The organism is Flavobacterium sp. (assembly GCF_965284515.1).
Taxonomy (GTDB): domain Bacteria; phylum Bacteroidota; class Bacteroidia; order Flavobacteriales; family Flavobacteriaceae; genus Flavobacterium.
On sequence record NZ_OZ260089.1, the window covers coordinates 264,808 to 291,464 of the forward strand.

Genomic DNA, 26,657 nt, shown 5'->3' on the forward strand with positions numbered 1-26,657 from the left:
TTTTTACTAAAACTTAACCTCAACTTTTTCAGAAACTAAAATTTCATTTTTGTAGTATTCGAAAAACCAGCCATTCATTTTCTTCATAAAAACACCTTTCACTTCTCCTTTTGAAGCGATATAAACAGACTCATTAGTAGTAGCGAATATCAAATAAACAACCGCCGGTGTACTGTCTACTATTTTATACCCGTTTTGAATAGGAAGAGCATAAAGCGAACCTTCATTTTGTTTTACAGGAGCTGCAATTATAGGCTGAACTTCTTTAAGCTCTGTTTTTTCAATAATTTCTTCAAGTTTCTTTTCATCAACCTTTGCAACTTCTATTGTATTATTATTCTCAATTTTTAAATTTCCTCTAAGAGAAACTAATGCAATTCTTAGAGCTTCGTTATATGCTTTGTGATAATCTTTTTCCCTACTTGTTCCCTCAGAACTAGTTAAAACAATATTGTTCTGACAATCAGTTAACACAACACTTAATCTACTAGTAAAAAGTCCGTTGTCTGCAACAACATCAGCAAACAATGAATTACATCTATTATTAGCAATTTCTTTAGGCAAATTTTCTTCTGCATAGAATACTTTAAAACCCTCAGTTTCAAAAAAAGACTTGGTTAATGAATTTAAATTGTACTTATTTTCACTTTTTAAAAACGAAAACTTTTTTGGAACAATGATTACTTCATATTTGGATTGAGCTGTAACACTAATTGCAAACAAAACTGTTATAATAAATAATATTTTTTTCATGCTATAATATGTTTTTTAATTCAAGTAAATGATTGACTTGATGTATCTGTTTTTGAATGTTAGTGTTTTGCTCGTTAAAGTAGACAGCATCAATTCCATAACTTAAGGCTCCTTCTATATCTGCTTCCAAGCTATCTCCTATCATAATGCTTTCTTCTTTTGATGCATTTGCCAAAGATAATGCAAATTCAAATATATTTGGATGTGGCTTTTTTACTCCAGCCATTTCTGAATTTGTAATGGTTTGAAAAAAATGCTCGATGTTAGAGTTTTTCAATTTTCTACCTTGCACTTCGCTAAAACCATTAGTAATAATATGAAGATGATAATTCTCATTTAAATAGCTAAGCACCTCAATTGCCCCGTCAAACAACAAGTTATTGTCAGGCAAATGTGTAATATAATCCTCGGAAAGTTGATGAATCATTTTGTCTGAAATTGTAAAATCTAATACATCAAAAACATCCTTTAAACGAAAATAGCGTAAATCTTCGTGAGAAATTTGATTGACTTGATACAATTTCCAATAATGATGATTTCGAGGAATATAATGTTCTAAAAATTCTACAACCGAAACCTCTAAATTATGTTTCTTGAAAATAACATCAAATGCAAACGCAGAATTTTTATCAAAATCCCAAAGCGTGTGATCTAAATCAAAAAATATGTGCTTTTTATGCTGAAAGGTTTTCAATAAATAATTATTTACCAACAGTAATTACAGCATTTTCAACATGATAAATCCAATCTTCAACGTCATTATCATTGTATCGAAATGTACCTTTTAAAGTAACGTACTGGTCGGTTTTTAATTTTGGTAAATCTCCTTTGAACTTTATGCCCATAATCGTTTCTGGTCCTGATTTTCCACAGAAAAAACAAGCTGCAAAAACATTTTTACTAATAGCGTAATTTTTATTGTCGATAGGAATAATAAAACCACTAATTACAATAGGCTTACCTTGCATAGACTTTAATTTTGGGTTAATTACAGGAAACATAACTTCACCATATAACTTGTCTGGTTTTTTCAAATAGTCAATTTTTCCTAATAGAGACCAAGTTAAAGTATCTGCATAAACAGAAGTTGATACTTTTTTGAAAGATGATTTACTCTCTTTAGTATTAAAACTAAATAATGTTACTGCAATTAATAGTGCTAGTGTGAATTTTAATGTATTACGCATTTGCTAATGTTTTTGATATGTTTAAATTATAGGCTTTTATTGCAGGAATTAACGCCGCAATTATACCTACTGATATGGTTAATAAAAATAATATTCCTTCTTTCTCCCAAATAAATTCATACGGATTAAAACTAAGTTTAAAATCCTCTTCAGATGAGTTTGAAATAAGTACTAATGTTACTCTCCCCAAAATCGTACCAAAAACGAATCCTACAACACAAAGTAACAAACTTTCAATTAAAACCAATTTTAATAATTGAAAACGTTTCGCTCCATTTACACGTAAAAGAGCAAATTCATCTTTACGTTCTTTTAAAGTATTGAACAATGCAATAAAAATTGATATTCCAGAAATTAACATAATTCCATATGCTAAATAACGAAGTCCGTTTATTCCAACACCAAACAAGTTAATCAATCTGTTTATTTCTAAAGCAGGTGAAGCTGCTTGCATTTTTGTGTTTTGAGGAATAAGACGTTGCCAAGTAAGCTTTGCCATAGGATTTCTAATTTGCAACAAAACAGCCGTAATATCCATTCCTTTTTTATCTAAAGTAAAATCCTCAGCATGATGTTCTTCTCCTTCTTCATGTATGTGACCTTCTTCACCATGTGCAGGATTTATACCTTCATGTCCACCGTGCATTTGCCAAACGCTTGGAATAGTACATAAAATTAAATTATCTACCACTTTACCGGTTTGCTCTGCTATTCCAACAATTTTATATGCATATTGATCATGAACTTCTCCTTCGGCAGCATCGCCATGCGAACCAAAAAATTCATCTCCCAACTTTAAATTTAGTTTTTGAGCAATTTCTGAACCAATAACTACATCAAAATTATTTTCGAATATTTTTCCTTGAGCAATTTTTGCTTCATATTTCTCTAAATAATCAGGAGTTGTACCTAATATTTTATAACCGCGGTAATTATCTCCAAAAGCAAGTGGAATTGCCTTTTTTACAAATGGATTTTGCATCCAAACTTTTGCCGAATCGTAACTTATATTTCCTGTTGGCGCATCGACTTGATAAACTGAAGAAAGAATTAATTGCAACGGACTTCCTTGTGCTCCAAGAACCAGATCAACTCCGTTAATATTATTGGTAAATTTTTCTTCAAATTGTTTTTCCAATAATACCAAAACAGTAATAATTGCAACACTTGAAGTTAGTAATATTATACTTAAGACAGTATTCAATGGTTTAAACCAAATATTTCGCCATGCTAATTTTGTAATCATTTTACACTAACGTTAATTGGTTAATAAATTTCTCTTTAATTCGGCTATCATGAGTTACAATAATTAAAGCTGCCTTATATTCTTTAGACAAACCGGTAAGTAACTCAATTACTTTTTCAGCGTTTTTATCATCTAAACTAGACGTTGGTTCATCTGCTAAAAGAACTTTTGGTTCATTCATTAAGGCTCTTGCAATAGAAACACGTTGTTGCTGACCAATGCTCAATTGAGTTGGAATTTTATTTTCTTGATTCTTAATGTCTAATTGTTCTAAAAGTTTTTTTGCTCTAGTTGTATTTTTTTTACCTGTTGCTAACCAACTTGCCATTTCTAAATTCTCTAAAACAGTTAAAGAAGAAATAAAATGTGATTTTTGAAAAACCAATCCAATATTTTGCCCCCTAAATTTATCATTTTTACTTTCCTTCAAAGCAACAATATCAGTTCCATCAATCAAAATCTTACCTGTTATGGGTTTTAATAAACCTGCAAGAATATGCAAATAGGTTGTTTTTCCTTTTCCAGAATCACCCGTTATTAATATTGTACTTCCTGCAGAACAATACAAATTAGGCAAAATAAAAGATTGCTCTTTATTGTATGAAAAAGTAATATTTTCGGCACTTATTATCATTTGATAAGCTAATTTATAATAAGTTGCAATATAGGGAATTGAAAAGATATTATTTCTTAAACTTTTCTAAAAAATTCCTTCATCTGCAAAACTAAAATAACTGTGTTCGGTAATTATTACATGGTCTAGAATTTGAATGTCCAAACTCCTTCCTGCTTCTTTTAATTTCTTCGTAATTTGAATATCTGCATCACTAGCTTGTAATTTCCCAGAAGGATGATTATGTGATAAAATAATAGAAGTAGCATTATGCTCTAAAGCCATTTTGAATACAATTCGACTATCGACAAGCGTTCCAGTCAAACCACCTTTACTTATTTGCGATTTGTAAATTACTTTGTTGGAATTATTAAGGTATAAAACCCAAAATTCCTCGTGAGGTAATTCTCCAATAATGGGTTGCATAATTTCGAAAACGGCTTTGCTCGATGTAATTTTTGATAATTCAACCGTTTCTTCCACTCTACGCCTTCTTCCTAACTCTAAAGCTGCAGCAATAGAAATAGCTTTTGCTTCTCCAATTCCTTTGAATTGAATTAATTGTTGAACAGAAAGTTTACCAAGAAGATTAAGATTGTTATTTGTAGATGCTAAAATGCGTTGGCAAAGTTGCACTGCACTTTCATTTCGAGATCCAGAGCCTATAAGAATAGCTAGTAATTCTGAATCAGACAAAGAAACTCTTCCTTTTAGCAAGAATTTTTCACGTGGTCGATCATCCTCGGCCCACTGATTAATTGGCGTGTACATAAAAATTTATTTTGGCGTTTATAAGAACAAAGTAAATTCTTTTTTAAATACGTTCAAAATAAATGTATTGAAAAATACGTTTAGAAAAGAAACAACTATATGAAAATGCATTTTGCCTTTCTTTTTATTCCGTTTTTATTTTGTTGCCAAAAAGAGCAATCACTACCTACTGATATTAATAAGGTAACAATTAACAATATTACAGGAACAGAGCAAAGAATTAAACCAATTGAAAATCCAATTGACTTTTATCAAAAACTTTCTAATGCAGCAATATCTATTATTGACCCTGAAATAGTTTACACGCCAGCTTATGTTGCCATAAAATATCCAAATGGAGACGTTCCTCCAAAAACAGGGGTTTGCACAGATGTTATTATTCGTGCATATAGAAAACTTGATATTGATTTACAAAAAGAAGTGCATGAAGATATGAAGGCAAATTTTTCAAAATATCATAACTTAAAAAAATGGGGTTTAAAAACTACCGATAAAAACATTGACCACAGAAGAGTCCCAAATTTGGAAGTATTTTTTGAAAGAAAAGGAGAGAAATTGCCCATAACAGACAATCCAAATGATTACAAAACAGGTGAAATAGTTAGTTGGATGATTAACGGTAAATTGCCACATATTGGTATTATCACACATTTAAAATCTAAAGACAGCAAAAGACCAATGATTGTTCACAATATAGGTAGCGGACAAGTTTTAGAAGATTGTTTACTGAATTGGAAAATTGTGGGGCATTTTAAATACAAAAAGTAAGCCTCCCATAACTACTCCATCAAAGCTTTCACCTCATCAAAATTCAACCCGCCATAATTTCCAGAGCTCATTAAAAGCAAGGCTGAATTATCAAAATTTTGAGAAAACAAGAAATCTTTAAATTCTGTTGGGTTTGTGTAAATTATTAAATCATCACGTTTAAAAGATTGTGCAATTTGGTCGTAGGTTACTTCTTCTAATTGTTTGATTTTTACTGCATCTGGCGAATAGAAAACAACCGCAACATCTGCAGACTCTAAAGCGCCTTCGTATTCTTTTAAAAATTCAGAATTTAAACTAGAATAGGTGTGCAACTCTAAACAAGCAATAAGTTTTCTATCTGGATATTGATTTTTAACCGCTTTAGTAGTGGCTGAAACTTTACTTGGCGAATGTGCGAAATCTTTATAAGCAACTTTTCCATTTCCTTCTGCAATTTTTTCCAAACGCTTGCTTGCACCTTTAAAAGTTGCAATCGCTTCATAAAAATCAGCTTCGTCAATTCCCATGTTTTGGCAAATCCATTTGGCACCAGCTAAATTATTCAAATTATGCGCTCCAAAAACTTCAATAGGCATTGGTCCATCAGGAGTTTCTAATAATGTAACTCCGTTTTCTACCGAATATTCTGGAGTTGTATAAGGAATTCTTCTAATTTGGTTTTCCGTTTCTTCGGCAACTTGTTTTACCGTTGCATCTTCTTCATTATAAACTAAAATTCCGCCTTTGGTAATTTGGTTGGTGAAAATTCTAAATTGTTCTACATAATTATCAAATGTTGGAAAAACATTAATATGATCCCAAGCAATTCCTGATAGCAAGGCAATATTTGGTTGATATAAGTGAAATTTCGGACGTAAATCCATAGGTGAAGACAAATATTCATCGCCTTCCAAGACAATAAAATCGTTATCTTCTGTAAGATGAACCATGGTATCAAAACCTTCAAGTTGTGCGCCAACCATATAATCTACCTCAACGTTATGATAATGCATTACATGTAAAATCATTGAAGTAATTGTAGTTTTCCCATGTGAACCACCAATTACCACTCTGGTTTTATCTTTAGATTGTTCGTATAAAAACTCTGGATACGAATAAATTTTCAAGCCTAATTCTTGCGCTTTTAGTAATTCAGGATTGTCTGCTTTCGCATGCATTCCAAGAATAATTGCATCAATATCGGCATTTATTTTCTCTGGAAACCAACCCATTTCATTTGGCAACAATCCTCTTTTTTCTAAACGTGATTTTGAGGGCTCAAAAATAGCATCGTCACTTCCTGTAACTTTGTATCCTTTATTATGTAAAGCTAATGCTAAATTATGCATTGCTGCTCCGCCTATTGCTATGAAATGTGTTCTCATTATTTATGTTGAATTGTTAAACTATTGAATTGTTAAATCGACTAAACGATTAAACAGCACAACAATTAAACTTATTTGTTAAATTCCTTTTTTAATTGTTCCGCTTTTGATTTGTCCTTTAATTTATTCAAATACAAATCATACAATTTTTCAAATGTCGTTTGTGAATTACCTATTCTATGCGCGTTCAAATAATTCCTTTCGGCATTTTTATAGCGTTTAAAATAGACATCAATATATCCTCTTGATAAATAACCATCCACTTTTGAAAGATGCATTAACTCATTAACATACACTTGAGCTTTTTTTTCACTTCCTCCAATAATTGCAGGAATTTCAATATAAAACATTATTAAAGCCCAACGAGAATCTATATGTGTCTTATCTAATTTTGCTGCTGTTAAAAAAGCATTTTCTACATCACCAATCATTCCTAAAGCAGCAAATTTATTACTTTCTTTTGCCTTCATTCCTAAAGCTCCTCCATATTTATAATGGTAATTAGCATCTTGAGGGTTTAATTTTTTAATTTTTTCATAACACTTAATAGCTTCATCCCATTCTTTATAAATACCTGCAATATCGCCTAAATACTCAGTTGTTTTTACATCTGAAGGATATTCGTTCAGGTAGTTTTTAAAATATGCTTTAGCTTCTTTATATTTTTTTTGATCAAATAACTTCTCTCCCTTTTCAAAATTAGATTGAGAAAAAAGACTAAAAGAAATAAAGAATAATGAGATGAAATATTTCAAAGTGTAAAATTTGATTCAAAAATAATGACTTAAATTAAAAATAACTCATAATTTTATTTATTTTTAACCTGTTTTGAAATTATATTAAAAAATAACCCATTTAAAAAACAACCAATGAGCGATAAAAAAATTACAAAAATTGATGGAGCTGACGAACAATCAACTCAATCAAGAGGATTTGTTCCTACAGAGGAAAGCAAAGGAAAAGCTACACAATTAAGAATGTTTGCAGCATTATCATGGCTTGGTGCTATTGGTGCTCAAATTTGGGCAATTACTTTTTTATTCAAACAACCACAGCCTGAAAACTTCATGACATGGATGATTGCATTAATCGTTGTAGATTTAGCTTTCGCAATCTTAGGTTCGTACTTATGGAAAAAATCGAACAGATTAGATCCTGCTTCAGAGAAAAACAAATTTATGTTTTTTATGCAAAGTCAATTAGGACTAGTTGTTGCCGTAATTGCTTTTTTACCGTTAGTAATTTTTGTACTTACAAGTAAAAACCTTGACGGTAAACAAAAGGGTATCATTGGAGGAATTGCTGCAGTTGCTTTAGTTATTGCTGGAATTACAGGTACTGATTTTAATCCACCAACAGTAGAACAATATACAGAGCAAACAGCACAAGTTGAAGGATTAAACAATGGTGTAAATCATGTGTTTTGGACAAAATCTGGAAAAAGTTTTCATTTATTTCAAGATTGTCATACAATTAATAAAAAGGCAACAACAGAAATTTTCCAAGGAACTGTTGCTCAAGCAAGAGAACTAAAAAATATTACTGACTTATGTGATTTTTGTGAAAATAAAGCAGAAAAGAACAAAGCTGCTGAAAATCTTTTAGAAGCTCCTGCTAGTGAAGAAACTCCTGTCGAAGCAGAAGCTGCGGAATAACACATAACTAAATCATATAAAAAAACCGACTAACAATGTTTTAGTCGGTTTTTTTTATGAATTATATTGTAAAAACTATACGTTTAACATTTGCCAAAGTTTGTCTTTTAATTCTACTAAACCTTGTTGCGCTACCGAAGAAATAAACATATAAGGAACTCCTTTTAGTTCTTTATCTAAAACAGCTTTCATTTCTGATTGAAGCTCTTCATCTAACACATCTGATTTAGAAACAACTAAAAGTCTGTCTTTATCAAGCATTTCTGGATTATATCTACGTAATTCATCTAATAGAATTTCATATTCTTTCTTAATATCATCTGCATCAGCAGGGACCAAAAACAATAAAGTTGAATTACGTTCAATATGACGTAAGAAGTAGTGACCTAAACCTTTTCCTTCTGCTGCCCCCTCAATAATTCCAGGAATATCAGCAATTACAAACGATTGAAAATCTCTGTAAGCCACAATTCCTAAATTTGGCTTTAATGTTGTAAAAGGATAATCTGCAATTTTTGGTTTAGCCGAAGTTAATACAGAAAGTAATGTTGATTTACCCGCATTTGGAAAACCAACTAAACCAACATCAGCCAAAACTTTCAACTCTAAAATAACATCTAACTCTTCAGATGGCATTCCCGGTTGAGAATAACGAGGTGTTTGATTTGTTGAACTTCTAAAGTGCCAGTTCCCTAAACCACCTTTTCCTCCTCTTGCTAAAATTTTAGTTTCGTCATGTTCTGTAATTTCAAATAAAACTTCTCCAGTTTCTTTGTCTTTTATTACAGTTCCTAGTGGCACTTCTAAATATTTATCTTCTCCATCATGACCAGTACTTCTAGAACTTCCTCCATCACCACCATGACTACCTTTTAAATGTCTAACAAATTTTAAGTGAAATAACGTCCAAAGATTTTTATTTCCTTTTACATAAACATGTCCTCCTCGACCTCCATCACCACCGTCTGGACCACCTTTTTCAATAAATTTTTCTCTATGTAAATGCGTAGAACCTTTACCTCCTTTACCGGAAGCAACATATATTTTTACGTAGTCTACAAAATTCCCCTCTGTCATTATTTCTCGTTTAAAATCTTGAATTAATTTTCAAAATTTCTATAAATTATCTATTACTTTACTTAATCTTTCTGTAATCTCTTCAATAGAACCAATACCGTTTACTGCATGAAATTTATTTTGCGCTTCATAATAATTCATTAAAGGAGCTGTTTTTTCATTGTATTCTTGGTATCTATTCCTAATCTTATCAACATCTTGATCATCTGCTCTTCCAGAAGTTTTGCCTCTTTCTAATAAACGTTGCACTAAAACCTCATCATCTGCCTCTAAAGCAACAGTAGCTGTTACGTTCCAATCTTTTGTTTTTAAAAACGCATCTAAAGCATCTGCTTGAGCAATTGTTCTTGGAAAACCATCAAATAAAAAACCTTTAGAGTCTAAGTTTTTTTCAACCTCATCTTGTAACATTTTGATTGTTACTTCATCTGGAACTAAATCTCCTTTTTCAATAAATGACTTTGCCAACTTACCTAAATCGGTATCATTTTTCATATTGAATCTAAAGATATCTCCAGTTGAAAGATGTGTTAGATTGTATTTTTGTTTTAAGAATTCAGCTTGTGTTCCTTTTCCAGCACCGGGCTTTCCAAATAAAACGATATTAATCATGTTGTTGTGTGTATTTGTGTTAGCTAATTGATAAACGTGTTTTAAATTTCGGCCTAATCCATCATAATCCAATCCGTAACCAACAATAAATTTATTAGGAATTCGTATTCCTATATAATCTAATTTAATGCTCTTCTTATAAGCTTCTGGTTTAAAAAACAAAGTTGCAATCTTAAAGTGCTTTACTTTTTGTTCCTTAAAAATGTTTTTTAACTCTTCAATTGTGTTACCGGTGTCTACTATATCTTCAACAACTATAACTGATCTTCCTTCTAAACTTTGATTTAATCCGATAAGTTGCTTCACGTTGTTCGTAGATTGAGTTCCTTCATAAGAAGACAACTTTACAAAATTTACTTCACAAGGATGTTCATAATATTTCATCAAATCAGCCATTACCATGAATGAACCGTTTAAAACTCCAATAAAAACAGGTATCTCCTCACTAAAATCAGCTGCTATTTGCTTTGCCATATTTTGAATAGCAAAATCTAACTCTTTAGCTTGAATAAAAGCTTCAAATTTTTTGTCGTGTAGCTGAATCATAATTAAAAAATTAAAACAAGGGGCAAAGATAGTAATTAGTAGTTAGTTAGTAGTAATTTGTTTTTAGTTTTATTTGTATTTTTGAATTTATGAATACATCATTCTACACTAAAATTACAAACGGAAAAGCAGCTAAAAGCTTTAGAGATGGAAATAAAACATTCGTAATGAACCATCCAGAGCACATGGATGAACTGACAAAAATTGCTTTTAATATTCCTGACAAGAACCATCACAAAGCCTTTTGGGTACTTGAATTAATTTGCGAAGAAGATTGCAGCTGCTTTTTGCCATATGTAGATTCTTTTTGTAAAATAATTAAAGACTATACTAAAGACCACACCAAAAGACCTGTTTCAAGAATTTGTATGTTTTTAGTAAATAGTAAGAAAATTCACTTGACTAAAGAACAAGAACAATTTATTATTGAAAACTGTTTTGATTGGTTAATTAATGATGAAAAAGTTGCTGTAAAAGCCTATGCAATGAAGACGCTATATAAATTAAGTCAAAGAAACAATTGGATTATTCCTGATTTAAAACAAATTATAACAACGGATTATCCAAATCAATCAGCTGGTTTCAAAGCTTGTACAAAAGAAATTTTAAAAAAAATAAAATGATACAAATTGTTAATTATCAATTGTTAATTCATAATTGCTTAAGTATCTTTGTAGCACAAACAACAAAACACAACTACTCAAGCAAGACAAAAGCATGAGTACAATAAAACAACTACAACGAAATGAATTACTTTTCTTCTGATTTTAAATTAGGAATTTTAGGCGGAGGCCAATTAGGCAAAATGCTTTTAACCGAAACTAGAAAACTTGATATTCAAACTTTAGTATTAGACCCAAGTGAAGAAGCACCATCTCGTTTTGGTTGTAACGCTTTTTACAAAGGAAGTTTAATGGATTATGATACCGTTTATCAATTTGGAAAAATGGTAAACATACTTACAATTGAAATTGAAAACGTAAATTTAGATGCATTAGACAAACTTGAAGAAGAAGGACTACCTGTTTTCCCATCGCCAAAAACGTTGCGCTTAATACAAAACAAAGGAAAGCAAAAAGATTATTATGTAGCCAATGGTATTCCAACTTCTAAACATTTACGCTTTGTAGGTTTAGATGATCTAAGAGATGGTTTAGCAAAAGATGATTTAGATTTTCCCTTTGTATGGAAAAGTGCACAGTTTGGATATGATGGAAACGGTGTAAAAATATGTCGTTCTGCTTTAGATTTAGTCAAGCTTCCAGATGTAGAATGTATTGCTGAAGAATTGATTGCTTTTAAAAATGAGTTAGCAGTAATTGTTTCTCGCTCTTCAAATGGAGAAATAAAAACATATCCTGTTGTAGAAATGGAGTTTCACCCAGAAGCCAATCAGGTGGAATACGTAATTTGTCCAGCACGAATTGAAGATTCAGTTGCATTGAAAGCGCAAGAAATTGCTTTAAAAGTTTCTCAAGCGTTTAATCATGTTGGTTTATTAGCAGTTGAAATGTTTCAAACTGAGAATGATGAAATTTTGGTAAACGAAGTGGCTCCAAGACCACATAACTCTGGGCATTATTCAATAGAAGCCAGTTATACTTCTCAATTTGAAAATCATATTCGTGCTATTTTAGGATTACCATTAGGAAACACAAGCAGTAAAGTTGCGGGTATTATGGTAAATTTAGTTGGCGAAGAAGGTTTTACAGGGCAAGTAGTTTACGAGAACATAGAAAAAATAATCGCTATTGATGGTGTTACCCCACATATATACGGAAAAAGAGAAACACGTCCGTTTAGAAAAATGGGACATGTTACTATCGTAAATCCGAATATGGAACAAGCAAGAAAAGTTGCTGAAGTAGTAAAAAATACAATTAGAGTAATTAGTCTTAATTCATAAAAATAAACAATGAGTAAAGTAGCCGTAATAATGGGAAGTATTTCTGACATGCCAGTAATGAAAGACGCCATAGACATATTAAAAGGATTTGATATTGAGGTAGAAGTAGATATTGTATCTGCTCACAGAACGCCTGAAAAATTATTTGACTTTAGTCAAAATGCACACACAAGAGGAATTTCAGTAGTAATTGCTGGAGCAGGTGGCGCAGCGCATTTACCAGGAATGGTAGCATCTATGAGTCCATTACCGGTAATTGGAGTTCCTGTAAAATCGAGTAATTCTATTGATGGTTGGGATTCTGTTTTATCAATCTTACAAATGCCAGGCGGAGTTCCTGTAGCAACAGTTGCCTTAAATGGAGCTAAAAATGCAGGAATTTTAGCTGCTCAAATTATTGGAAGTCATGATAAATGCGTTTTAGACAAAATTATTTTATACAAACAAGGATTAAAAGAGGCGGTAATTAAAGCTTCGGAAAGTTTATAAAAAATGAAGCTCCATCTCTGGAGCTTCTGAAAATCTATTCACATTTAAGTGACAACTATAAAAAAAATTCTTGTTTGGGACAAAAAGGCCTCTTTCATCATCATTTCGTCGACAAAAATATACACTTTATCGATAATTACAAAATATTATGACAATTTTTTTAGAAAAATTCAATACAAAACACAATTCTGCACCTTTTAGTAAGATTAACCTTTCAGATTACAAACCTGCTTTTGAAGAATGTATCGAAAAAGCAAAAGCAGAAATAGATGCAGTTATTCAAAATACTGAAAATCCAACTTTTGAGAACACTATAGAGGCACTTGATTTTGCAGGTGAAAATCTAGACCGTTTATCAAGTATTTTTTTTAATCTTAATTCAGCTGAAACTTCAGAAGAAATGCAAAAAATTGCACAAGAAGTTTCTCCTTTATTAACTGCTTTTAGTAATGATATTACATTAAATGAAGATTTATTTAAAAAAGTAAAAGCCGTTTACGATCAAAAAGATAGTTTGACTTTAACGACAGAACAGACTACTTTATTGGATAAAAAATACAAAGGTTTCGCAAGAAATGGCGCTTTACTTTCTGAAGATAAAAAAATGCGACTTCGTGAAATTGATAAAGATTTAGCTAAATTGAAACTTACTTACGGCGAAAATGTTTTAGCTGAAACCAACAATTATCAGTTACATATTACGAATGAAGCTAACTTAAGTGGTTTACCCGAAGGAACAATTGAAGCTGCAAGAACTTTAGCAAAGAGTAAGGAACTTGAAGGTTGGGTTTTCACATTAGATTATCCAAGTTATATTCCATTTATGACCTATGCCGACAATCGTGAGTTACGAAAAGAATTAGCCATTGCAGCAGGAAAAAAAGCATTTCAAAATAACAAATTTGACAATCAAGAAAATGTTTTAAAAATTGCCAAATTGCGTCATGAAAGAGCCAATTTATTAGGATATAAAACACATTCGCATTTTGTTTTAGAAGAAAGAATGGCACAAAATCCTGATAAAGTAAAGTCATTTTTAAATGATTTATTAGAAAAGGCTAAACCTGCAGCTGAAAGAGAATTTTCAGAATTAACTGCTTTCGCTAAAGAATTAGACGGAATTGAAGTTTTAGAAAAATGGGATGGTGCTTATTATTCGGAAAAACTAAAACAAAAATTATTCAGCTTAGATGATGAAAAACTAAAGCCTTATTTCCAATTAGAAAATGTTTTAAACGGTGCTTTTACAATTGCCGAAAAATTATATGGAATTACATTTAAGGAAGTTTTTGACATTGATAAATACCACGATGATGTGCAAACTTTTGAAGTTTTAGATTTTGAAGGAAATCTTGTTGCATTATTTTATACCGACTTTTTCCCAAGAAAAGGAAAGCGAAATGGAGCTTGGATGACTTCCTATAAACCTCAATTTATTAAAAATGGAGTAAATGAAAGACCGCATATTTCTAACGTCTGTAATTTTACACCGCCAACAGAAAGCAAACCTTCACTCTTAACCTTTAACGAAGTAACTACTTTATTTCATGAATTTGGACATGGTTTACATGGAATGTTAGCTAACACAACTTATCCAAGTTTATCAGGAACTTCAGTGTATTGGGATTTTGTTGAATTACCAAGTCAAGTTATGGAAAACTGGTGTTATGAACCCGAAGCTTTAGCATTATTTGCAAAACATTATCAAACAGGAGAAATTATTCCACAAGAATATGTAGAAAAAATAAAAGAAAGTGCTAGCTTTTTAGAAGGAATTGCAACCATGCGCCAAATAAGTTTTGGTTTATTGGACATGGCGTTCCATAGTAATGACCCAAAAGATATAACTTCTGTAAAAGAATTTGAAGAAGCTGCTTTTGAAAACACAAAACTATACCCAGATGTTGCTGAAAACTGTATGAGTGTTTCTTTTTCTCATATTTTTCAAGGCGGATATTCTTCTGGATATTACAGTTATAAATGGGCAGAAGTTTTAGATGCTGATGCTTTTGCTTATTTCCAAGAAAAAGGAATTTTCAATAAAGAAGTTGCAAATAAATTTAAAGAAAACGTACTTTCTAAAGGCGGAACAGAATTACCAATGGAATTGTATAAAAAATTTCGAGGTCAAGAGCCGCAACCAGAGGCATTGCTAAAACGTGCAGGATTGTTATAGAGACATAATAAAAAACCGAAGTTTTAATTAGCTTCGGTTTCTTTTTAAAACAAACTTTCATTTTTTTTTGAAACTTTAAAAACTTTTATATATCTTTGTGGTATGGAATTCAAAGAAGCAAAAAATAAATTCGTTCAAACATGGGGAGCATTGGGTAGCCAATGGGGAATTAACAAAACCATGGCGCAAATTCATGCTTTATTAATGATTAGCAACGAAGCTATTTCGATGGAAGACATAATGGAAGAATTACAAATTTCTCGTGGAAATGCATCTATGAATATTAGAGCATTAATGGATTGGGGAATTGTCTATAAAGAATATAAAGCGGGAGAGCGAAGAGAATTTTTTACTGCTGAAAAAGATTTAGATGAATTAGCCGTAAAAATTTCCAGAGAAAGAAGCAAAAGAGAAATTAAACCAGCCTTGAAAGTTTTAAAAGAAGTTTCTTCTATTGAAGCAAACAAAACTGCTGAAGAGAAACATTTTATTGACCAAACAACAAAACTTTACGATTTTGTTTTAAAAGCAGATAATGTTTTAGATAAAATTACTGAATATAAAGACAATTGGTTAGCCAAACTAGTTGTAAAGATTATGAAAAAATAAACTAAAAAAATTTAATTAAAACTTTCATTTTTTTCTGAAAGTTCAAAAATAACACATATGAGAATAGCACAAAAAATAAATAAATTCAGTTACATAGTAACTCTTTTTCTTTACCTAACAGTAATTTTTGGCTTGTATGCACAGATTGCTTTAGGCGCAGTACAAATACTAATTGCTTTATATATTAGTTTTAATATGGAATCCCTAACAAAGAAAATGAAATATCAAATAATTAATTATTGGATTTATTTAGCTCTTTATTCAGCTTTAGCAACAGCATTTTTTAATGATTGGATTGACATTAACGACAATAATTTGCTATTAATAATTACAATCATAATAATACCTATGAGTATTGCAACATATTTCACCATTACATTAAATAAAATAACAAAGCAAAATGAAAAATAAATTAATCATAGTAGCAGGAACAGGATTTTTAGGTCAAGTATTGTTAAACCATTTTAAAAATAAATTTGAAGAAATTGTAATTCTTACCAGAGGAAAATCTGAAACCAGAAACAATATTAAATACGTGCATTGGGATGCAAAAACATTAACTGGTTGGGAAACCGAATTAGAAAATGCTGATACTTTAATAAATCTTGCAGGAAAATCGGTAGATTGTCGCTATACCGAAAAGAATAAACAAGAAATTCTAGCATCGCGTATTGACAGCACAGCAATTCTTAACCTAGCAGTTTTAAGTTGTACTAATCCACCAAAACACTGGTTGAATTCATCAACTGCAACAATATACAGACATTCGGAAGAACAACAAATGACAGAAGAAAATGGAGAAATTGGCGATGATTTCTCAATGAATGTCGCTAAAGCTTGGGAACAAACTTTTTTTGAAGTCCCAACCAAAAATTCTTTAAAAACTGCACTGAGAACTTCTATAGTATTGGGTAAAAAAGGAGGTGCATTTATTCCTTTAAAAAGACTGACACAAATTGGATTTGGCGGAAAAAACGGAAGAGGAAATCAATATGTAAGTTTCATCCATGAAGATGACTTTGCAAGAGCAGTTGAGTTTATAATCAAAAAAAAAATGATTGGAGTTGTAAATGTAGTTGCTCCAAATCCAGTTCAAAATAAAGACTTCATGAAGCAGTTGAGAAAAGAAATTGGTATTCCATTTGGCATTCCTTTATCTAAATCCTTACTAAAATTTGGAGCTGAAATTATAAAAACAGAACCAGAATTGGTCTTGAAAAGTAGAAATGTAATACCTAAAAGATTACTAGACAATGGTTTTGAATTTAAACTTGGAACAATTGAAAAAGCATTTAAAAAATTATTATCATGAACCTCAACATAATTGGCTACCTAATTTATTTAAGCATTACTGCTTTGATAATTATAAAAGTAGGGAACATTTGTTATACAAACGGAAACATTTATGTATCTCAATTAATTCCAAATCATGAAAGTTTATGTCTTAAAATAAATCAGGTTTTATTAAGCGCTTATTATCTTATAAATCTAGGCTATTGTGCCATAACATTAGTACAATGGAATACAATAACGACTTACACTGAATTACTAGAAGTCATAACATTTAAAACAGCAATCATAATTTGTTCCATTGCGATACTTCATTATTTAAACATTATACTCATAACAAAACAAGTAAAAAAATTAATTTAAAATAATATTATGGAAACTTCAAAAATTTTAATCGGTTATGCAATTTATTTACCAATAGTAATTGGACTTACTATTTACGTTTCAAAAACCTTATTCAAAAATAGTATTGTTTATATGACCGACATTTTTAACGGTCGAGAAGAAATTGCAGTTGCAACAAATAAATTATTTGAAACTGGTTTTTACCTTCTAAATCTTGGATGGGCGTTAATGATCCTAAAGATGAGTTTATATAGTAATTCATACCAAGAATTAATTGAAGATTTAAGTTATAAAATTGGTGGATTTGCTATTTATTTAGGGATTATGTTGTTCTTAAACTTATATTTCTTCTTTAGAGGAAAAAGAAAAGCTAAAGAATCACAAATCATGAGTAGAAATCTAATAAAAGAATAGACTATGACAACTATTCATCTCATCACTAAAATAAAAGCGCCTATTGAAACTGTTTTTAACAATTCTAGAAACATAACTATTCATATAGAAACTGCACATAAAACAAATGAAAAAGCAATTGCAGGTGTTACCTCTAGATTAATAAACATAAATGAAACAGTAACTTGGCGAGGCAAACATTTTGGAATATTCTTGCAACATCAAAGCAAAATTACTGAAATGCAATTCCCCAATCATTTTACTGATGAGATGTTAAAAGGTTGTTTCAAAACATTCAAACACGAACATATTTTTATACATGAAAATGGAACAACGATAATGGAAGATAAATTAATGTATGAAACTCCTTTTGGAATTTTCGGAAAACTATTTGACAAAATAGTATTGGAAAAACATTTAACAGATTTTCTTTTAGAAAGAAATCAAAGTTTAAAAATGCTGTCCGAAAACCAACAATAAAACCAACCAAAAGAAAGGTACACTTTCAACCCAAAACGAAGTATAGTATTTATTTCTATTTGAATTTGCAAAAAAAGTAAACCCAAATAAAATAAAAGAAACGAGCAGAGAAACTACAAATTGATTACCATTAAAATTAGGTGTAAAAAATTCAAGCAACAAAAAAAACACAATTAATAAATAGTTAATGAATTTAGTCTTTTGAATTCCTATTCGTTGTGGAATTGTTTTCAAGGGAGTTGCATCAAACTGTAAATCAATTATTTCAAACAGTAACATCAAAATAAAAACAAACAAAAATCGCTGAAAACATTTAAAAGCAATTTCAAAAGAAAAGTCTAATTCTTTATTCACAACAGGCAAAACAACTGTAACACCAACCCATGCAATAGCTACCAAATAAATTTTAATTCCACTCCAATTTCTCATGTTTTCTCTTTTAGGAAATAAGGGAAGAGTATATAAAATTGTAATTAAAAGCACGAGTATACCAATTAATCGTGTAAAAAAAGTAAGTTGTAAAAAATAAAATACAGACGCAAAAAAGGACAAGACACTTAAAGCAATGATTAACTTAAATTTGGTTGTTAATTCTACTTTTTTAATTCTTGCTAGTTCATCATATTTTATGAAATTATAACCTACAATAGTTCCATAAAAACCAAAATAAGCAACCGGTTCATCATAAGGAATGTTTAACTTAAAAAATGTAATGCGAATTAATGCATAAACTGCTAAAGCAACGTGGAGGCTACTTTCAATATAAAAGTCAAGAATGGTTTTAAAAATTCGCATGAAACAAAAATAAGCAATGTGTTAATAAGAATACGATTTAGTTCATAAAATCACAAAAAATAGCTTTTTAAATCAAAATTATTACAAGATTAATAATTACTTTTGCCAAACAAATACACAACTGAATAACCCTACAGCTATTTGATTATGAAAACAGATTCATTTGCCTTAAGACACTTAGGACCAAGAGAAAACGATTTGCCAAAAATGTTAGAAACTATCGGTGTTGAAACATTAGATCAATTAATATTTGAAACAATTCCATCTGACATTCGTTTGAAAGACCCATTGGAATTAGAACATATTATGACTGAATATGAATATGCAAATCATATTCGTTTATTAGGAAGAACAAATAAAGTTTTTAAATCATATATTGGTTTAGGATATCATCCTACAATCGTACCACCAGCAATTCAAAGAAATATTTTTGAAAATCCAGGATGGTATACAGCCTACACACCTTATCAAGCAGAAATTGCTCAAGGTCGTTTAGAAGCTATTTTAAATTTCCAAACAACTGTTATTGAATTAACAGGTATGGAAATTGCAAACGCATCTTTATTAGACGAAAGCACAGCTGCTGCTGAAGCAATGGCTTTATTATTTGACGTTCGTTCTCGTGATCAAAAGAAAAACAATGTTTGTAAATTCTTCGTTTCAGAAGAAATTTTACCACAAACATTATCAGTTCTTCAAACACGTTCTACTCCAATTGGTGTGGAATTAGTTATTGGTAACCACCAAGAATTTGATTTTTCTAACGAATATTTTGGTGCGATACTTCAATATCCTGGAAAATATGGTCAAGTATATGATTATGCTGATTTCATTAAAAAAGCAAATGAAAACGAAATAAAAGTTGGTGTCGCTGCGGATATTTTATCCTTAGTAAAATTAACCCCTCCAGGAGAAATGGGCGCTGATGTAGTGGTTGGAACAACACAACGTTTTGGAATTCCAATGGGTTATGGTGGACCACACGCTGCATATTTCGCAACAAAAGAAGAGTACAAGCGTTCAATGCCAGGAAGAATCATTGGAGTATCTCAAGATGCAGACGGTAATCGTGCCTTACGTATGGCATTACAAACACGTGAACAACATATCAAACGTGAAAAAGCAACTTCAAACATCTGTACAGCACAAGTTTTATTATCTGTTATGGCTGGAATGTTTGCGGTTTATCACGGACCAAATGGTTTAAGATACATTGCTGATAAAGTTCACGGAATGGCTTCTACTCTAGCAGATGCTTTAAACAAATTAGGCGTTTATCAAACCAACACTGCCTTTTTCGATACAATTGTTGTAAAAGCGGATGCTAAAAAAGTAAAAGCTATTGCCGAAAGTAAAGAAGTAAATTTCTTCTATATTGATGATGAAACAATTTCTATTTCTTTAAATGAAACTATATTATTTAGTGATGTTAATGAAGTAATTGCCATTTTTGCTGAAGCATTAGGAAAAGAAGCTTTTGAAGTTTCTGAATATGTTTTAGAAAACAATTATCCGATGCACTTAAACAGAAAGTCGGAATTCTTAACACACGAAGTATTTAACAAATATCATTCTGAAACAAGTTTGATGCGTTATATCAAAAAATTAGAGCGTAAAGATTTATCGTTAAATCATTCAATGATTGCTTTAGGCTCTTGTACTATGAAATTAAACGCAGCTGCTGAAATGTTGCCTTTAAGTATGCCTTATTGGAACACTATTCATCCATTTGCTCCATTAGATCAAGTACAGGGTTATACTAAAATGCTTAAAAAATTAGAACACCAACTAAATGTAATTACTGGTTTTGCTGGAACTACATTACAACCCAATTCTGGTGCTCAAGGAGAATATGCTGGTTTAATGACGATTCGTGCTTATCATCAATCAAGAGGAGACAATCAAAGAACAGTTTGTTTAATCCCTGCATCGGCACATGGAACAAATCCTGCATCAGCAGCCATGGCTGGAATGAAAATTATCGTTACCAAAACTATGGAAAACGGTAATATTGACGTGGAAGATGTAAGAGAAAAAGCTATTCAATATAAAGATGAATTATCATGTTTAATGGTGACTTATCCTTCTACTCATGGCGTTTTTGAAAGTGCTATTAGAGAGATTACACAAATCATTCATGACAATGGTGGTTTAGTATACATGGATGGTGCAAACATGAATGCTCAAGTTGGATTAACAAATCCTGCTACAATTGGCGCTGATGTTTGTCACTTAAACTTACATAAAACATTCGCTATTCCTCATGGAGGAGGTGGACCAGGTGTAGGACCAATTTGTGTGAACGAAAAATTAGTTCCTTTCTTACCAAGTAACCCATTGGTAAATGTTGGTGGTGAAAAAGCGATTACTGCAATTTCCGGAGCTCCATACGGTTCAGCATTAGTTTGCTTAATTTCATATGGCTATATATGTATGTTAGGTGCAGAGGGAATTACAAATGCAACAAAATATGCAATTCTTAATGCAAACTATATGAAAGCACGTTTAGAAGAGCATTATCCCGTTTTATATGTTGGAGAAAAAGGAAGAGCAGCTCACGAAATGATTTTAGATTGTAGACAATTTAAAGAAAAAGGAATCGAGGTTTCTGACATTGCAAAACGTTTAATGGATTATGGTTATCATGCCCCTACAGTTTCTTTCCCTGTTGCTGGGACTTTAATGATTGAACCAACTGAATCAGAAGATGTAGCTGAATTAGACAGATTCTGTGATGCTATGATTTCTATTCGCAAGGAAATTGAAGATGCAACTATTGAAGGGCCGAATAACGTATTGAAAAATGCGCCACATACGCTAAACATGCTAACTGCCGATACTTGGGTTTTACCTTATTCAAGAGAAAAGGCTGCTTATCCTTTAGAATATGTTGCTGACAATAAATTCTGGCCAAGCGTACGTCGTGTAGATGAAACGTATGGAGACAGAAACTTAGTATGTAGTTGTGCTCCTATTGAGGCCTATATGTAATAAGAATAATGTTTTGAAATAAAAAAAGTCCTGATAATATCAGGACTTTTTTTATTTACATTTAAAAATATTAGTATTTATATCCAATACCTTTTTTAATGTTTTGAGAACCTCCTAAACTATTAGATGAAGCTCCAACTGTAGATTTATCAGCAGTCATTAAAATAAAAGGACATCCTGCTTCAGCAGCAGCAATTTTTAACTTTTTCTCTGCTTTTTTATCTCCAGTATTACCTGTATGATAATTGATCAATCCTGTTTTTCCTCTTACTTCTTCACCTTTTTTCAAACCTGCTATATAAGACTTCTCTTCAAGAATTACAACCTTTTCCCAGTCGTCTTTACCATTAACAACAATTTTTTCTGAAACCTCTTCTACTCTCCCAGATTTACCGTAAACAACTTTCTCAATTGCATATTTACCAATAGTATTTTCTGCATCTTCACCATCGTATTTAAAAACAACAGTATACTCTTCTACCCTAACAACTTTACCATCAACAACCTCTCCGTTGTGTTTGTAAATTTTGTCTACTTGTGCAAAAGTTAAAGCTGATGAAAGCATTAAAATTGCTGCAAAAATAATTTTTTTCATTTTAATTTTTATTAATATTAATTCATCCAAATTTAGTATAATTTTACAATATTCCAATTTTTTAAAAAAATATTAAATGCTAGACATAGAAACAAGAGAAGACATTCTGTTAATCATGAATGAATTTTATAAAAAACTTTTAGCAGATGAAACCTTAAATTATTTCTTTACCAAAATAACAAACGTAGACAAACATCTAGAAGTTCACTTTGAAATATTAGCAACTTTTTGGGAGCAATCCTTATTTTTAAAAGGTGGTTATCGTAATAATATGTTTCAAATCCATAAAAACATACATGAAAAATCACCCATAAAAAAAGAACATTATGAGAGATGGCTCTTGCATTTAAACAACTCAATTGATGAAAATTTTAAAGGCAAATATGCTGAACAAATGAAGACAAATTCTTTAAGCATGGCAACTATTATGCAAATTAAATTGTGAAAAATCACCTTAAACAAAGTCTAAATCTTTATGTTATTATATATTTTAATTAATAATATGCACGCATACTATATTTTTGACGTATCTTTAAATTTATTATAATTACTTTAGCCTAAATAATATCACAAATATGAGTGTAAAAATTACTGGTTCTGGAAGCTATATTCCAACAAAAAAAATTTTAAATTCAGATTTTTCTAACCATAGATTTTTAAATGAAGACGGAACAAACTTTAGAGCTTCTAACGAAATCATTGCTAAAAAATTTGTTGAAATAACAGGAATTGAAGAACGAAAATATGCGGGTGAAGATCAAGTAAATTCTGACTTGGGTTTAATTGCTGCTCAAAAAGCAATTAAGGCTGCAAATATTGATCCAGAAACTTTAGACTATATTATTTTTGCGCATAATTATGGGGATATAAAATTTGGAACCATACAATCTGACACAGTACCAAGTTTAGCTACTCGTGTGAAATTTTCACTTAAAATAAAAAACCCTAAATGCGTTGCTTATGATGTGCTATTTGGATGCCCTGGATGGGTAGAAGGAGTAATTCAAGCAAATGCTTTTATAAAAGCAGGTTTAGCAAAAAAGTGTCTGGTAATTGGATCTGAAACATTATCTAGAGTTGTTGACAAACACGACAGAGACAGTATGATTTATTCTGATGGAGCCGGAGCAACAATTATAGAGCTTACTGAAGAAAAAGGAGGAATTCTATCTCACGAATCTGCAACACATGCTTTTGAAGAGTCAAATTACCTCTATTTTGGCGAATCATTTAATAAAAATGAAGATACAAACGTACGTTATATAAAAATGTATGGCCGAAAAATATATGAATTCGCTCTTACAAATGTTCCTTTAGCCATGAAAAGCTGCCTAGACAATAGTGGTATTGAGATTAATCAAATTAAAAAAATATTGATTCATCAGGCAAATGAAAAAATGGACGAAGCCATCATTCAACGATTTTATAAATTGTATGACCAATCTGTTCCTGAAGGAATTATGCCAATGAGCATTCATAAACTTGGGAATTCAAGTGTTGCAACTGTACCTACACTTTTTGATTTACTTATAAACGGTGAAATTGAGAACCAATCTATTGAAAAAGGTGATTATTTAATTTTTGCTTCTGTTGGAGCTGGAATGAATATTAACGCTTTTGTTTACCAATATTAATTTTTTCAAAAATCTTATCTAACCAAAAATTCAAACTAAAAACCAGTTTTAATTTATAGGTTATTATTATAATCAAAATAGAATTCAACAAAACTTTAAGAACCAAGTTCAAAAAGTGATTTGAAAATTCTGGCAATAAGTAAATCGAAAAGGTAATTGCTGAAATCGTTAAAAATAATTGCCCGTATTTTTTATCGAATGGCAGAATTCCAAATTTCGAATAAATAAAATACAGTTTAAAACTATTAAACAACGTCATTGCAATCAAAGAAGCATAAGCCACGCCTATAATTCCAAGATTGGTTTGCGTTAAGAAATATACATTTAAACTGATGTTTATTACTACTAAAACCAAAACCGATATAATATTAAATCGGTAATATTTTGAATACGAAATAATCTCAGAATTAAAGCCTGTCGCCATATTGAACAACACATTTGCTCCTAAAATGACAATTATTGGAATAGAATCTACTAATTTATCGTAAGTAGGAAGCATTTGAAACAACGAATCAATTCCCAAAACAATACAACCAAATAAAATAGCTCCAATAAAAAACAATAACTTAGACGTTTCAATATATTTTTCTCCCAAAACTTTTATGTTGTTGCTTTTGATAAGCGAGGAAACTTGTGGCGCATAAATAGCATACATTCCCGTTGCCGGAATAGCCAATGCAGAAGCCAACATTACTCCTATTGAATACGTTCCGTTTGCTTCGAACGAAAGAAATTCAGGAATCATAAACGAATCGACTCTAAAGGCAAAGAAAGAACCAAAACTACCTACAAAAGAATAAAAACTGTATTTATAATAATCCTTTTTAGAAATTTGAGTGAATAATGACTTAAAGTCAAAATTCATGTTGATTTTATATTGCCTAAATAAGTAAAGAGAAAGCAAGGCCAACAGAAAAAAGTAAGAAAGTATAAAAGCTATCAAACTACTTATTACATCAAAATACCCAGAAAGCAACAATATAAAAACAATTGGGAGTGCCAATTTAGGAATGATCTTTTCGTAAAAGGTAGGAACCGACAACTTTTGCAAATTTGTTGCTTGACGTTTTAAAAGCTCTACAAATGCTAATGAAAAAGCTATTGGAAAAGCATAAAAAACGTAGTGATAATTGTCCCAACTAACAAATTGATTTCCAAAAAACAAAACAACAAACAGAATACAACTTATAAGCAATATGGTTCTCATTCCGTATTTAAAAAGCTGTTTTCTATTTGCTTCAGATAAATCAGGATAAAAATGAATTAAAGCTTGAGCGCCACCAAAAACCATAATCGGAAATAAAATTTGGGCAATACTGTCTACATAACGAACAATTCCTAAAAACTCTTTGTCATTTGGATATACGAATATCGTTGAAAAAACTCCAATAACAATTCCCACATAATTTATTATGGTAAACCAAAAAGCTTGCTTATGTGAATTGTTTTCTTGCATTAGGTATAACTTCTTCGAGCTTTAATAATTGTTAAAAAATGAAATTTTAAAAGTGTGTAATATCCTAATAATTGTAAAAACATTTGAAACACTTTCGAGAAAGAATAAAACTTTAAAAAGTATTTTGGCAATCCTAAAACCGACATAAATCCTTTTAAATAACTAATTATGATATTGCTACTTGGGTTTAAAACCTCAGCTAAGATTCTAAATTTTGCTTGTTTACAATCTTTCTTAAAGTTACGTGTAATAATTCTATCGTGGCAAATTCTTGAATTTTTAACGACAACTGTTTTGTATTTGTGAAACAAAATTCTGTCGGTATAATTCCTATCCTCTCCATAATGTTGAAACAATGGTTCAAAATAGCCGACTCTTTCAATTGTCTTTTTCGAAAGTAACCAAGCTGCTGCGTTTACAAACGGAACTTCATCAACATTGTCTGTAATTGAATTTGTTTTTCTTTTCCAATACGTTTCAAAGCTTTCATCAAGATAAACTTCATCGCCTGAATAATGAAGCGGACTTATAATTCCGAATTGTTTATTCGACTCAGCAACCTCAACTAAATTTGAAATGGTTTCTGGAAAAACCCAAGTATCTTGATTGAGTAAAAAAACATAATCAGCACCAAGTTCGATGGCTTTTTGAATTCCAATATTATTGGCCTTCCCAAAACCTAAATTTTCGGCAGATTGAATCAATTGAATTTCAGGAAACGATTGAATAATTTCTACCGAATTATCAGTAGAACAATTATCAACCACAATTGTAGTTACCTTATAATTGGATTTTTCTATCGACTGAAAACATTTTTTCAACCATTTAGCTCCATTATAAGTAACAATTAGTACAACTATTTTTTTCTCCACAAAACTCATTTTACCAAACAAAAATAATGAT

29 protein-coding genes are annotated in these 26,657 nt (G+C 30.8%); 15 read left to right on the top strand and 14 right to left on the bottom strand.

Annotated features, from left to right (window positions below):
* Window positions 1-6: 6 nt before the first annotated feature.
* The 6 genes from ACQ65T_RS01280 to radC form a co-directional block, all read right to left on the bottom strand.
* Window positions 7-753, bottom strand: coding sequence for a hypothetical protein (locus tag ACQ65T_RS01280; RefSeq protein WP_430399302.1), 747 nt, complete (start codon window positions 751-753; stop codon window positions 7-9).
* 1 nt (window position 754) lies between these two features.
* Window positions 755-1,447 (bottom strand): YjjG family noncanonical pyrimidine nucleotidase, encoded by a 693-nt coding sequence (locus ACQ65T_RS01285; RefSeq protein ID WP_430399303.1) that lies wholly within the window; start codon window positions 1,445-1,447, stop codon window positions 755-757.
* A 7-nt stretch (window positions 1,448-1,454) separates the two neighbouring features.
* Window positions 1,455-1,940: a hypothetical protein gene (locus ACQ65T_RS01290; protein WP_430399304.1), complete on the bottom strand. Its 486-nt coding sequence runs from the start codon at window positions 1,938-1,940 to the stop codon at window positions 1,455-1,457.
* Window positions 1,933-3,186 (bottom strand): ABC transporter permease, encoded by a 1,254-nt coding sequence (locus ACQ65T_RS01295; protein WP_430399305.1) that lies wholly within the window; start codon window positions 3,184-3,186, stop codon window positions 1,933-1,935. Before ACQ65T_RS01295 ends, ACQ65T_RS01290 begins: the two co-directional genes overlap by 8 nt.
* Window position 3,187: 1 nt before the next feature.
* Window positions 3,188-3,820 carry an ABC transporter ATP-binding protein gene (locus ACQ65T_RS01300; RefSeq protein WP_430399306.1) on the bottom strand — a complete coding sequence of 211 codons (633 nt, stop codon included), beginning with the start codon at window positions 3,818-3,820 and terminating at the stop codon, window positions 3,188-3,190.
* Window positions 3,821-3,886: 66 nt separating this feature from the next.
* Window positions 3,887-4,570: a RadC family protein gene (radC, locus tag ACQ65T_RS01305; protein ID WP_430399307.1), complete on the bottom strand. Its 684-nt coding sequence runs from the start codon at window positions 4,568-4,570 to the stop codon at window positions 3,887-3,889.
* A 99-nt stretch (window positions 4,571-4,669) separates the two neighbouring features.
* On the opposite strand from radC, the gene ACQ65T_RS01310 reads away from it, so the two are divergent.
* The gene (locus tag ACQ65T_RS01310; RefSeq protein ID WP_430399308.1) at window positions 4,670-5,338 is read left to right on the top strand and encodes a DUF1287 domain-containing protein; all 669 of its coding nucleotides are present in this window, start codon (window positions 4,670-4,672) and stop codon (window positions 5,336-5,338) included.
* Between the two features lie 11 nt (window positions 5,339-5,349).
* Here ACQ65T_RS01310 and ACQ65T_RS01315 read toward each other — a convergent pair whose 3' ends face one another.
* A complete protein-coding gene (locus tag ACQ65T_RS01315) occupies window positions 5,350-6,705 on the bottom strand; it encodes a UDP-N-acetylmuramate--L-alanine ligase (protein ID WP_430399309.1) in 1,356 nt (451 codons plus the stop codon).
* A gap of 71 nt (window positions 6,706-6,776) precedes the next feature.
* The gene (locus ACQ65T_RS01320) at window positions 6,777-7,460 is read right to left on the bottom strand and encodes a tetratricopeptide repeat protein (RefSeq protein WP_430399310.1); all 684 of its coding nucleotides are present in this window, start codon (window positions 7,458-7,460) and stop codon (window positions 6,777-6,779) included.
* Window positions 7,461-7,574: 114 nt separating this feature from the next.
* On the opposite strand from ACQ65T_RS01320, the gene ACQ65T_RS01325 reads away from it, so the two are divergent.
* Window positions 7,575-8,360, top strand: coding sequence for a hypothetical protein (locus ACQ65T_RS01325; RefSeq protein WP_430399311.1), 786 nt, complete (start codon window positions 7,575-7,577; stop codon window positions 8,358-8,360).
* Window positions 8,361-8,435: 75 nt separating this feature from the next.
* Here the strand turns inward: ACQ65T_RS01325 and obgE are convergent, their stop codons facing one another.
* Together obgE and ACQ65T_RS01335 are read right to left on the bottom strand one after the other, a co-directional pair.
* Window positions 8,436-9,437 carry a GTPase ObgE gene (obgE, locus tag ACQ65T_RS01330; RefSeq protein WP_430399312.1) on the bottom strand — a complete coding sequence of 334 codons (1,002 nt, stop codon included), beginning with the start codon at window positions 9,435-9,437 and terminating at the stop codon, window positions 8,436-8,438.
* A 39-nt stretch (window positions 9,438-9,476) separates the two neighbouring features.
* The gene (locus tag ACQ65T_RS01335) at window positions 9,477-10,595 is read right to left on the bottom strand and encodes an adenylate kinase (protein WP_430399313.1); all 1,119 of its coding nucleotides are present in this window, start codon (window positions 10,593-10,595) and stop codon (window positions 9,477-9,479) included.
* 89 nt (window positions 10,596-10,684) lie between these two features.
* On the opposite strand from ACQ65T_RS01335, the gene ACQ65T_RS01340 reads away from it, so the two are divergent.
* From ACQ65T_RS01340 to ACQ65T_RS01385, 10 genes are all read left to right on the top strand, one after another.
* Entirely contained in the window at window positions 10,685-11,218 is a 534-nt protein-coding gene (locus ACQ65T_RS01340) for a hypothetical protein (RefSeq protein WP_430399314.1), read from the top strand.
* Window positions 11,219-11,340: 122 nt separating this feature from the next.
* Window positions 11,341-12,501: a 5-(carboxyamino)imidazole ribonucleotide synthase gene (locus ACQ65T_RS01345; RefSeq protein WP_430399315.1), complete on the top strand. Its 1,161-nt coding sequence runs from the start codon at window positions 11,341-11,343 to the stop codon at window positions 12,499-12,501.
* A 9-nt stretch (window positions 12,502-12,510) separates the two neighbouring features.
* Window positions 12,511-12,990, top strand: coding sequence for a 5-(carboxyamino)imidazole ribonucleotide mutase (purE, locus tag ACQ65T_RS01350; protein ID WP_430399316.1), 480 nt, complete (start codon window positions 12,511-12,513; stop codon window positions 12,988-12,990).
* A gap of 148 nt (window positions 12,991-13,138) precedes the next feature.
* Window positions 13,139-15,166 (top strand): M3 family metallopeptidase, encoded by a 2,028-nt coding sequence (locus ACQ65T_RS01355; RefSeq protein ID WP_430399317.1) that lies wholly within the window; start codon window positions 13,139-13,141, stop codon window positions 15,164-15,166.
* A 102-nt stretch (window positions 15,167-15,268) separates the two neighbouring features.
* On the top strand, window positions 15,269-15,775 hold the full coding sequence (locus tag ACQ65T_RS01360; RefSeq protein ID WP_430399318.1) for a GbsR/MarR family transcriptional regulator: 507 nt from the start codon (window positions 15,269-15,271) through the stop codon (window positions 15,773-15,775).
* Window positions 15,776-15,832: 57 nt separating this feature from the next.
* On the top strand, window positions 15,833-16,186 hold the full coding sequence (locus ACQ65T_RS01365) for a hypothetical protein (RefSeq protein WP_430399319.1): 354 nt from the start codon (window positions 15,833-15,835) through the stop codon (window positions 16,184-16,186).
* Complete coding sequence (locus ACQ65T_RS01370) at window positions 16,176-17,087, top strand: TIGR01777 family oxidoreductase (protein WP_430399320.1); 912 nt, start codon at window positions 16,176-16,178, stop codon at window positions 17,085-17,087. Before ACQ65T_RS01365 ends, ACQ65T_RS01370 begins: the two co-directional genes overlap by 11 nt.
* Window positions 17,084-17,428, top strand: coding sequence for a hypothetical protein (locus ACQ65T_RS01375; RefSeq protein WP_430399321.1), 345 nt, complete (start codon window positions 17,084-17,086; stop codon window positions 17,426-17,428). Before ACQ65T_RS01370 ends, ACQ65T_RS01375 begins: the two co-directional genes overlap by 4 nt.
* A gap of 9 nt (window positions 17,429-17,437) precedes the next feature.
* On the top strand, window positions 17,438-17,824 hold the full coding sequence (locus ACQ65T_RS01380) for a hypothetical protein (RefSeq protein WP_430399322.1): 387 nt from the start codon (window positions 17,438-17,440) through the stop codon (window positions 17,822-17,824).
* Window positions 17,825-17,827: 3 nt separating this feature from the next.
* Window positions 17,828-18,283 carry an SRPBCC family protein gene (locus ACQ65T_RS01385; protein WP_430399323.1) on the top strand — a complete coding sequence of 152 codons (456 nt, stop codon included), beginning with the start codon at window positions 17,828-17,830 and terminating at the stop codon, window positions 18,281-18,283.
* On the opposite strand, the gene ACQ65T_RS01390 is transcribed toward ACQ65T_RS01385, so the two are convergent.
* The gene (locus ACQ65T_RS01390) at window positions 18,254-19,078 is read right to left on the bottom strand and encodes a hypothetical protein (protein WP_430399324.1); all 825 of its coding nucleotides are present in this window, start codon (window positions 19,076-19,078) and stop codon (window positions 18,254-18,256) included. The genes ACQ65T_RS01385 and ACQ65T_RS01390 overlap by 30 nt on opposite strands.
* A gap of 147 nt (window positions 19,079-19,225) precedes the next feature.
* Between ACQ65T_RS01390 and gcvP the strand changes: the two genes are divergently transcribed.
* A complete protein-coding gene (gene gcvP, locus ACQ65T_RS01395; protein WP_430399325.1) occupies window positions 19,226-22,069 on the top strand; it encodes an aminomethyl-transferring glycine dehydrogenase in 2,844 nt (947 codons plus the stop codon).
* Between the two features lie 70 nt (window positions 22,070-22,139).
* Here gcvP and ACQ65T_RS01400 read toward each other — a convergent pair whose 3' ends face one another.
* Complete coding sequence (locus ACQ65T_RS01400) at window positions 22,140-22,664, bottom strand: hypothetical protein (protein ID WP_430399326.1); 525 nt, start codon at window positions 22,662-22,664, stop codon at window positions 22,140-22,142.
* 76 nt (window positions 22,665-22,740) lie between these two features.
* Here ACQ65T_RS01400 and ACQ65T_RS01405 point away from each other — a divergent pair, with 76 nt between their 5' ends.
* Both ACQ65T_RS01405 and ACQ65T_RS01410 read left to right on the top strand, forming a co-directional pair.
* Window positions 22,741-23,109 carry a group III truncated hemoglobin gene (locus ACQ65T_RS01405; RefSeq protein ID WP_430399327.1) on the top strand — a complete coding sequence of 123 codons (369 nt, stop codon included), beginning with the start codon at window positions 22,741-22,743 and terminating at the stop codon, window positions 23,107-23,109.
* Window positions 23,110-23,239: 130 nt separating this feature from the next.
* Window positions 23,240-24,298, top strand: a complete 1,059-nt coding sequence (locus ACQ65T_RS01410; protein ID WP_430399328.1) for a 3-oxoacyl-ACP synthase III family protein — start codon at window positions 23,240-23,242, stop codon at window positions 24,296-24,298.
* Here ACQ65T_RS01410 and ACQ65T_RS01415 read toward each other — a convergent pair.
* Window positions 24,273-25,754, bottom strand: coding sequence for a lipopolysaccharide biosynthesis protein (locus ACQ65T_RS01415; protein WP_430399329.1), 1,482 nt, complete (start codon window positions 25,752-25,754; stop codon window positions 24,273-24,275). The two genes, ACQ65T_RS01410 and ACQ65T_RS01415, sit on opposite strands and share 26 nt — an antisense overlap.
* A complete protein-coding gene (locus tag ACQ65T_RS01420) occupies window positions 25,754-26,635 on the bottom strand; it encodes a glycosyltransferase family 2 protein (protein ID WP_430399330.1) in 882 nt (293 codons plus the stop codon). The genes ACQ65T_RS01415 and ACQ65T_RS01420 overlap by 1 nt, the downstream gene beginning before the upstream one ends.
* Window positions 26,636-26,657 lie beyond the last annotated feature (22 nt).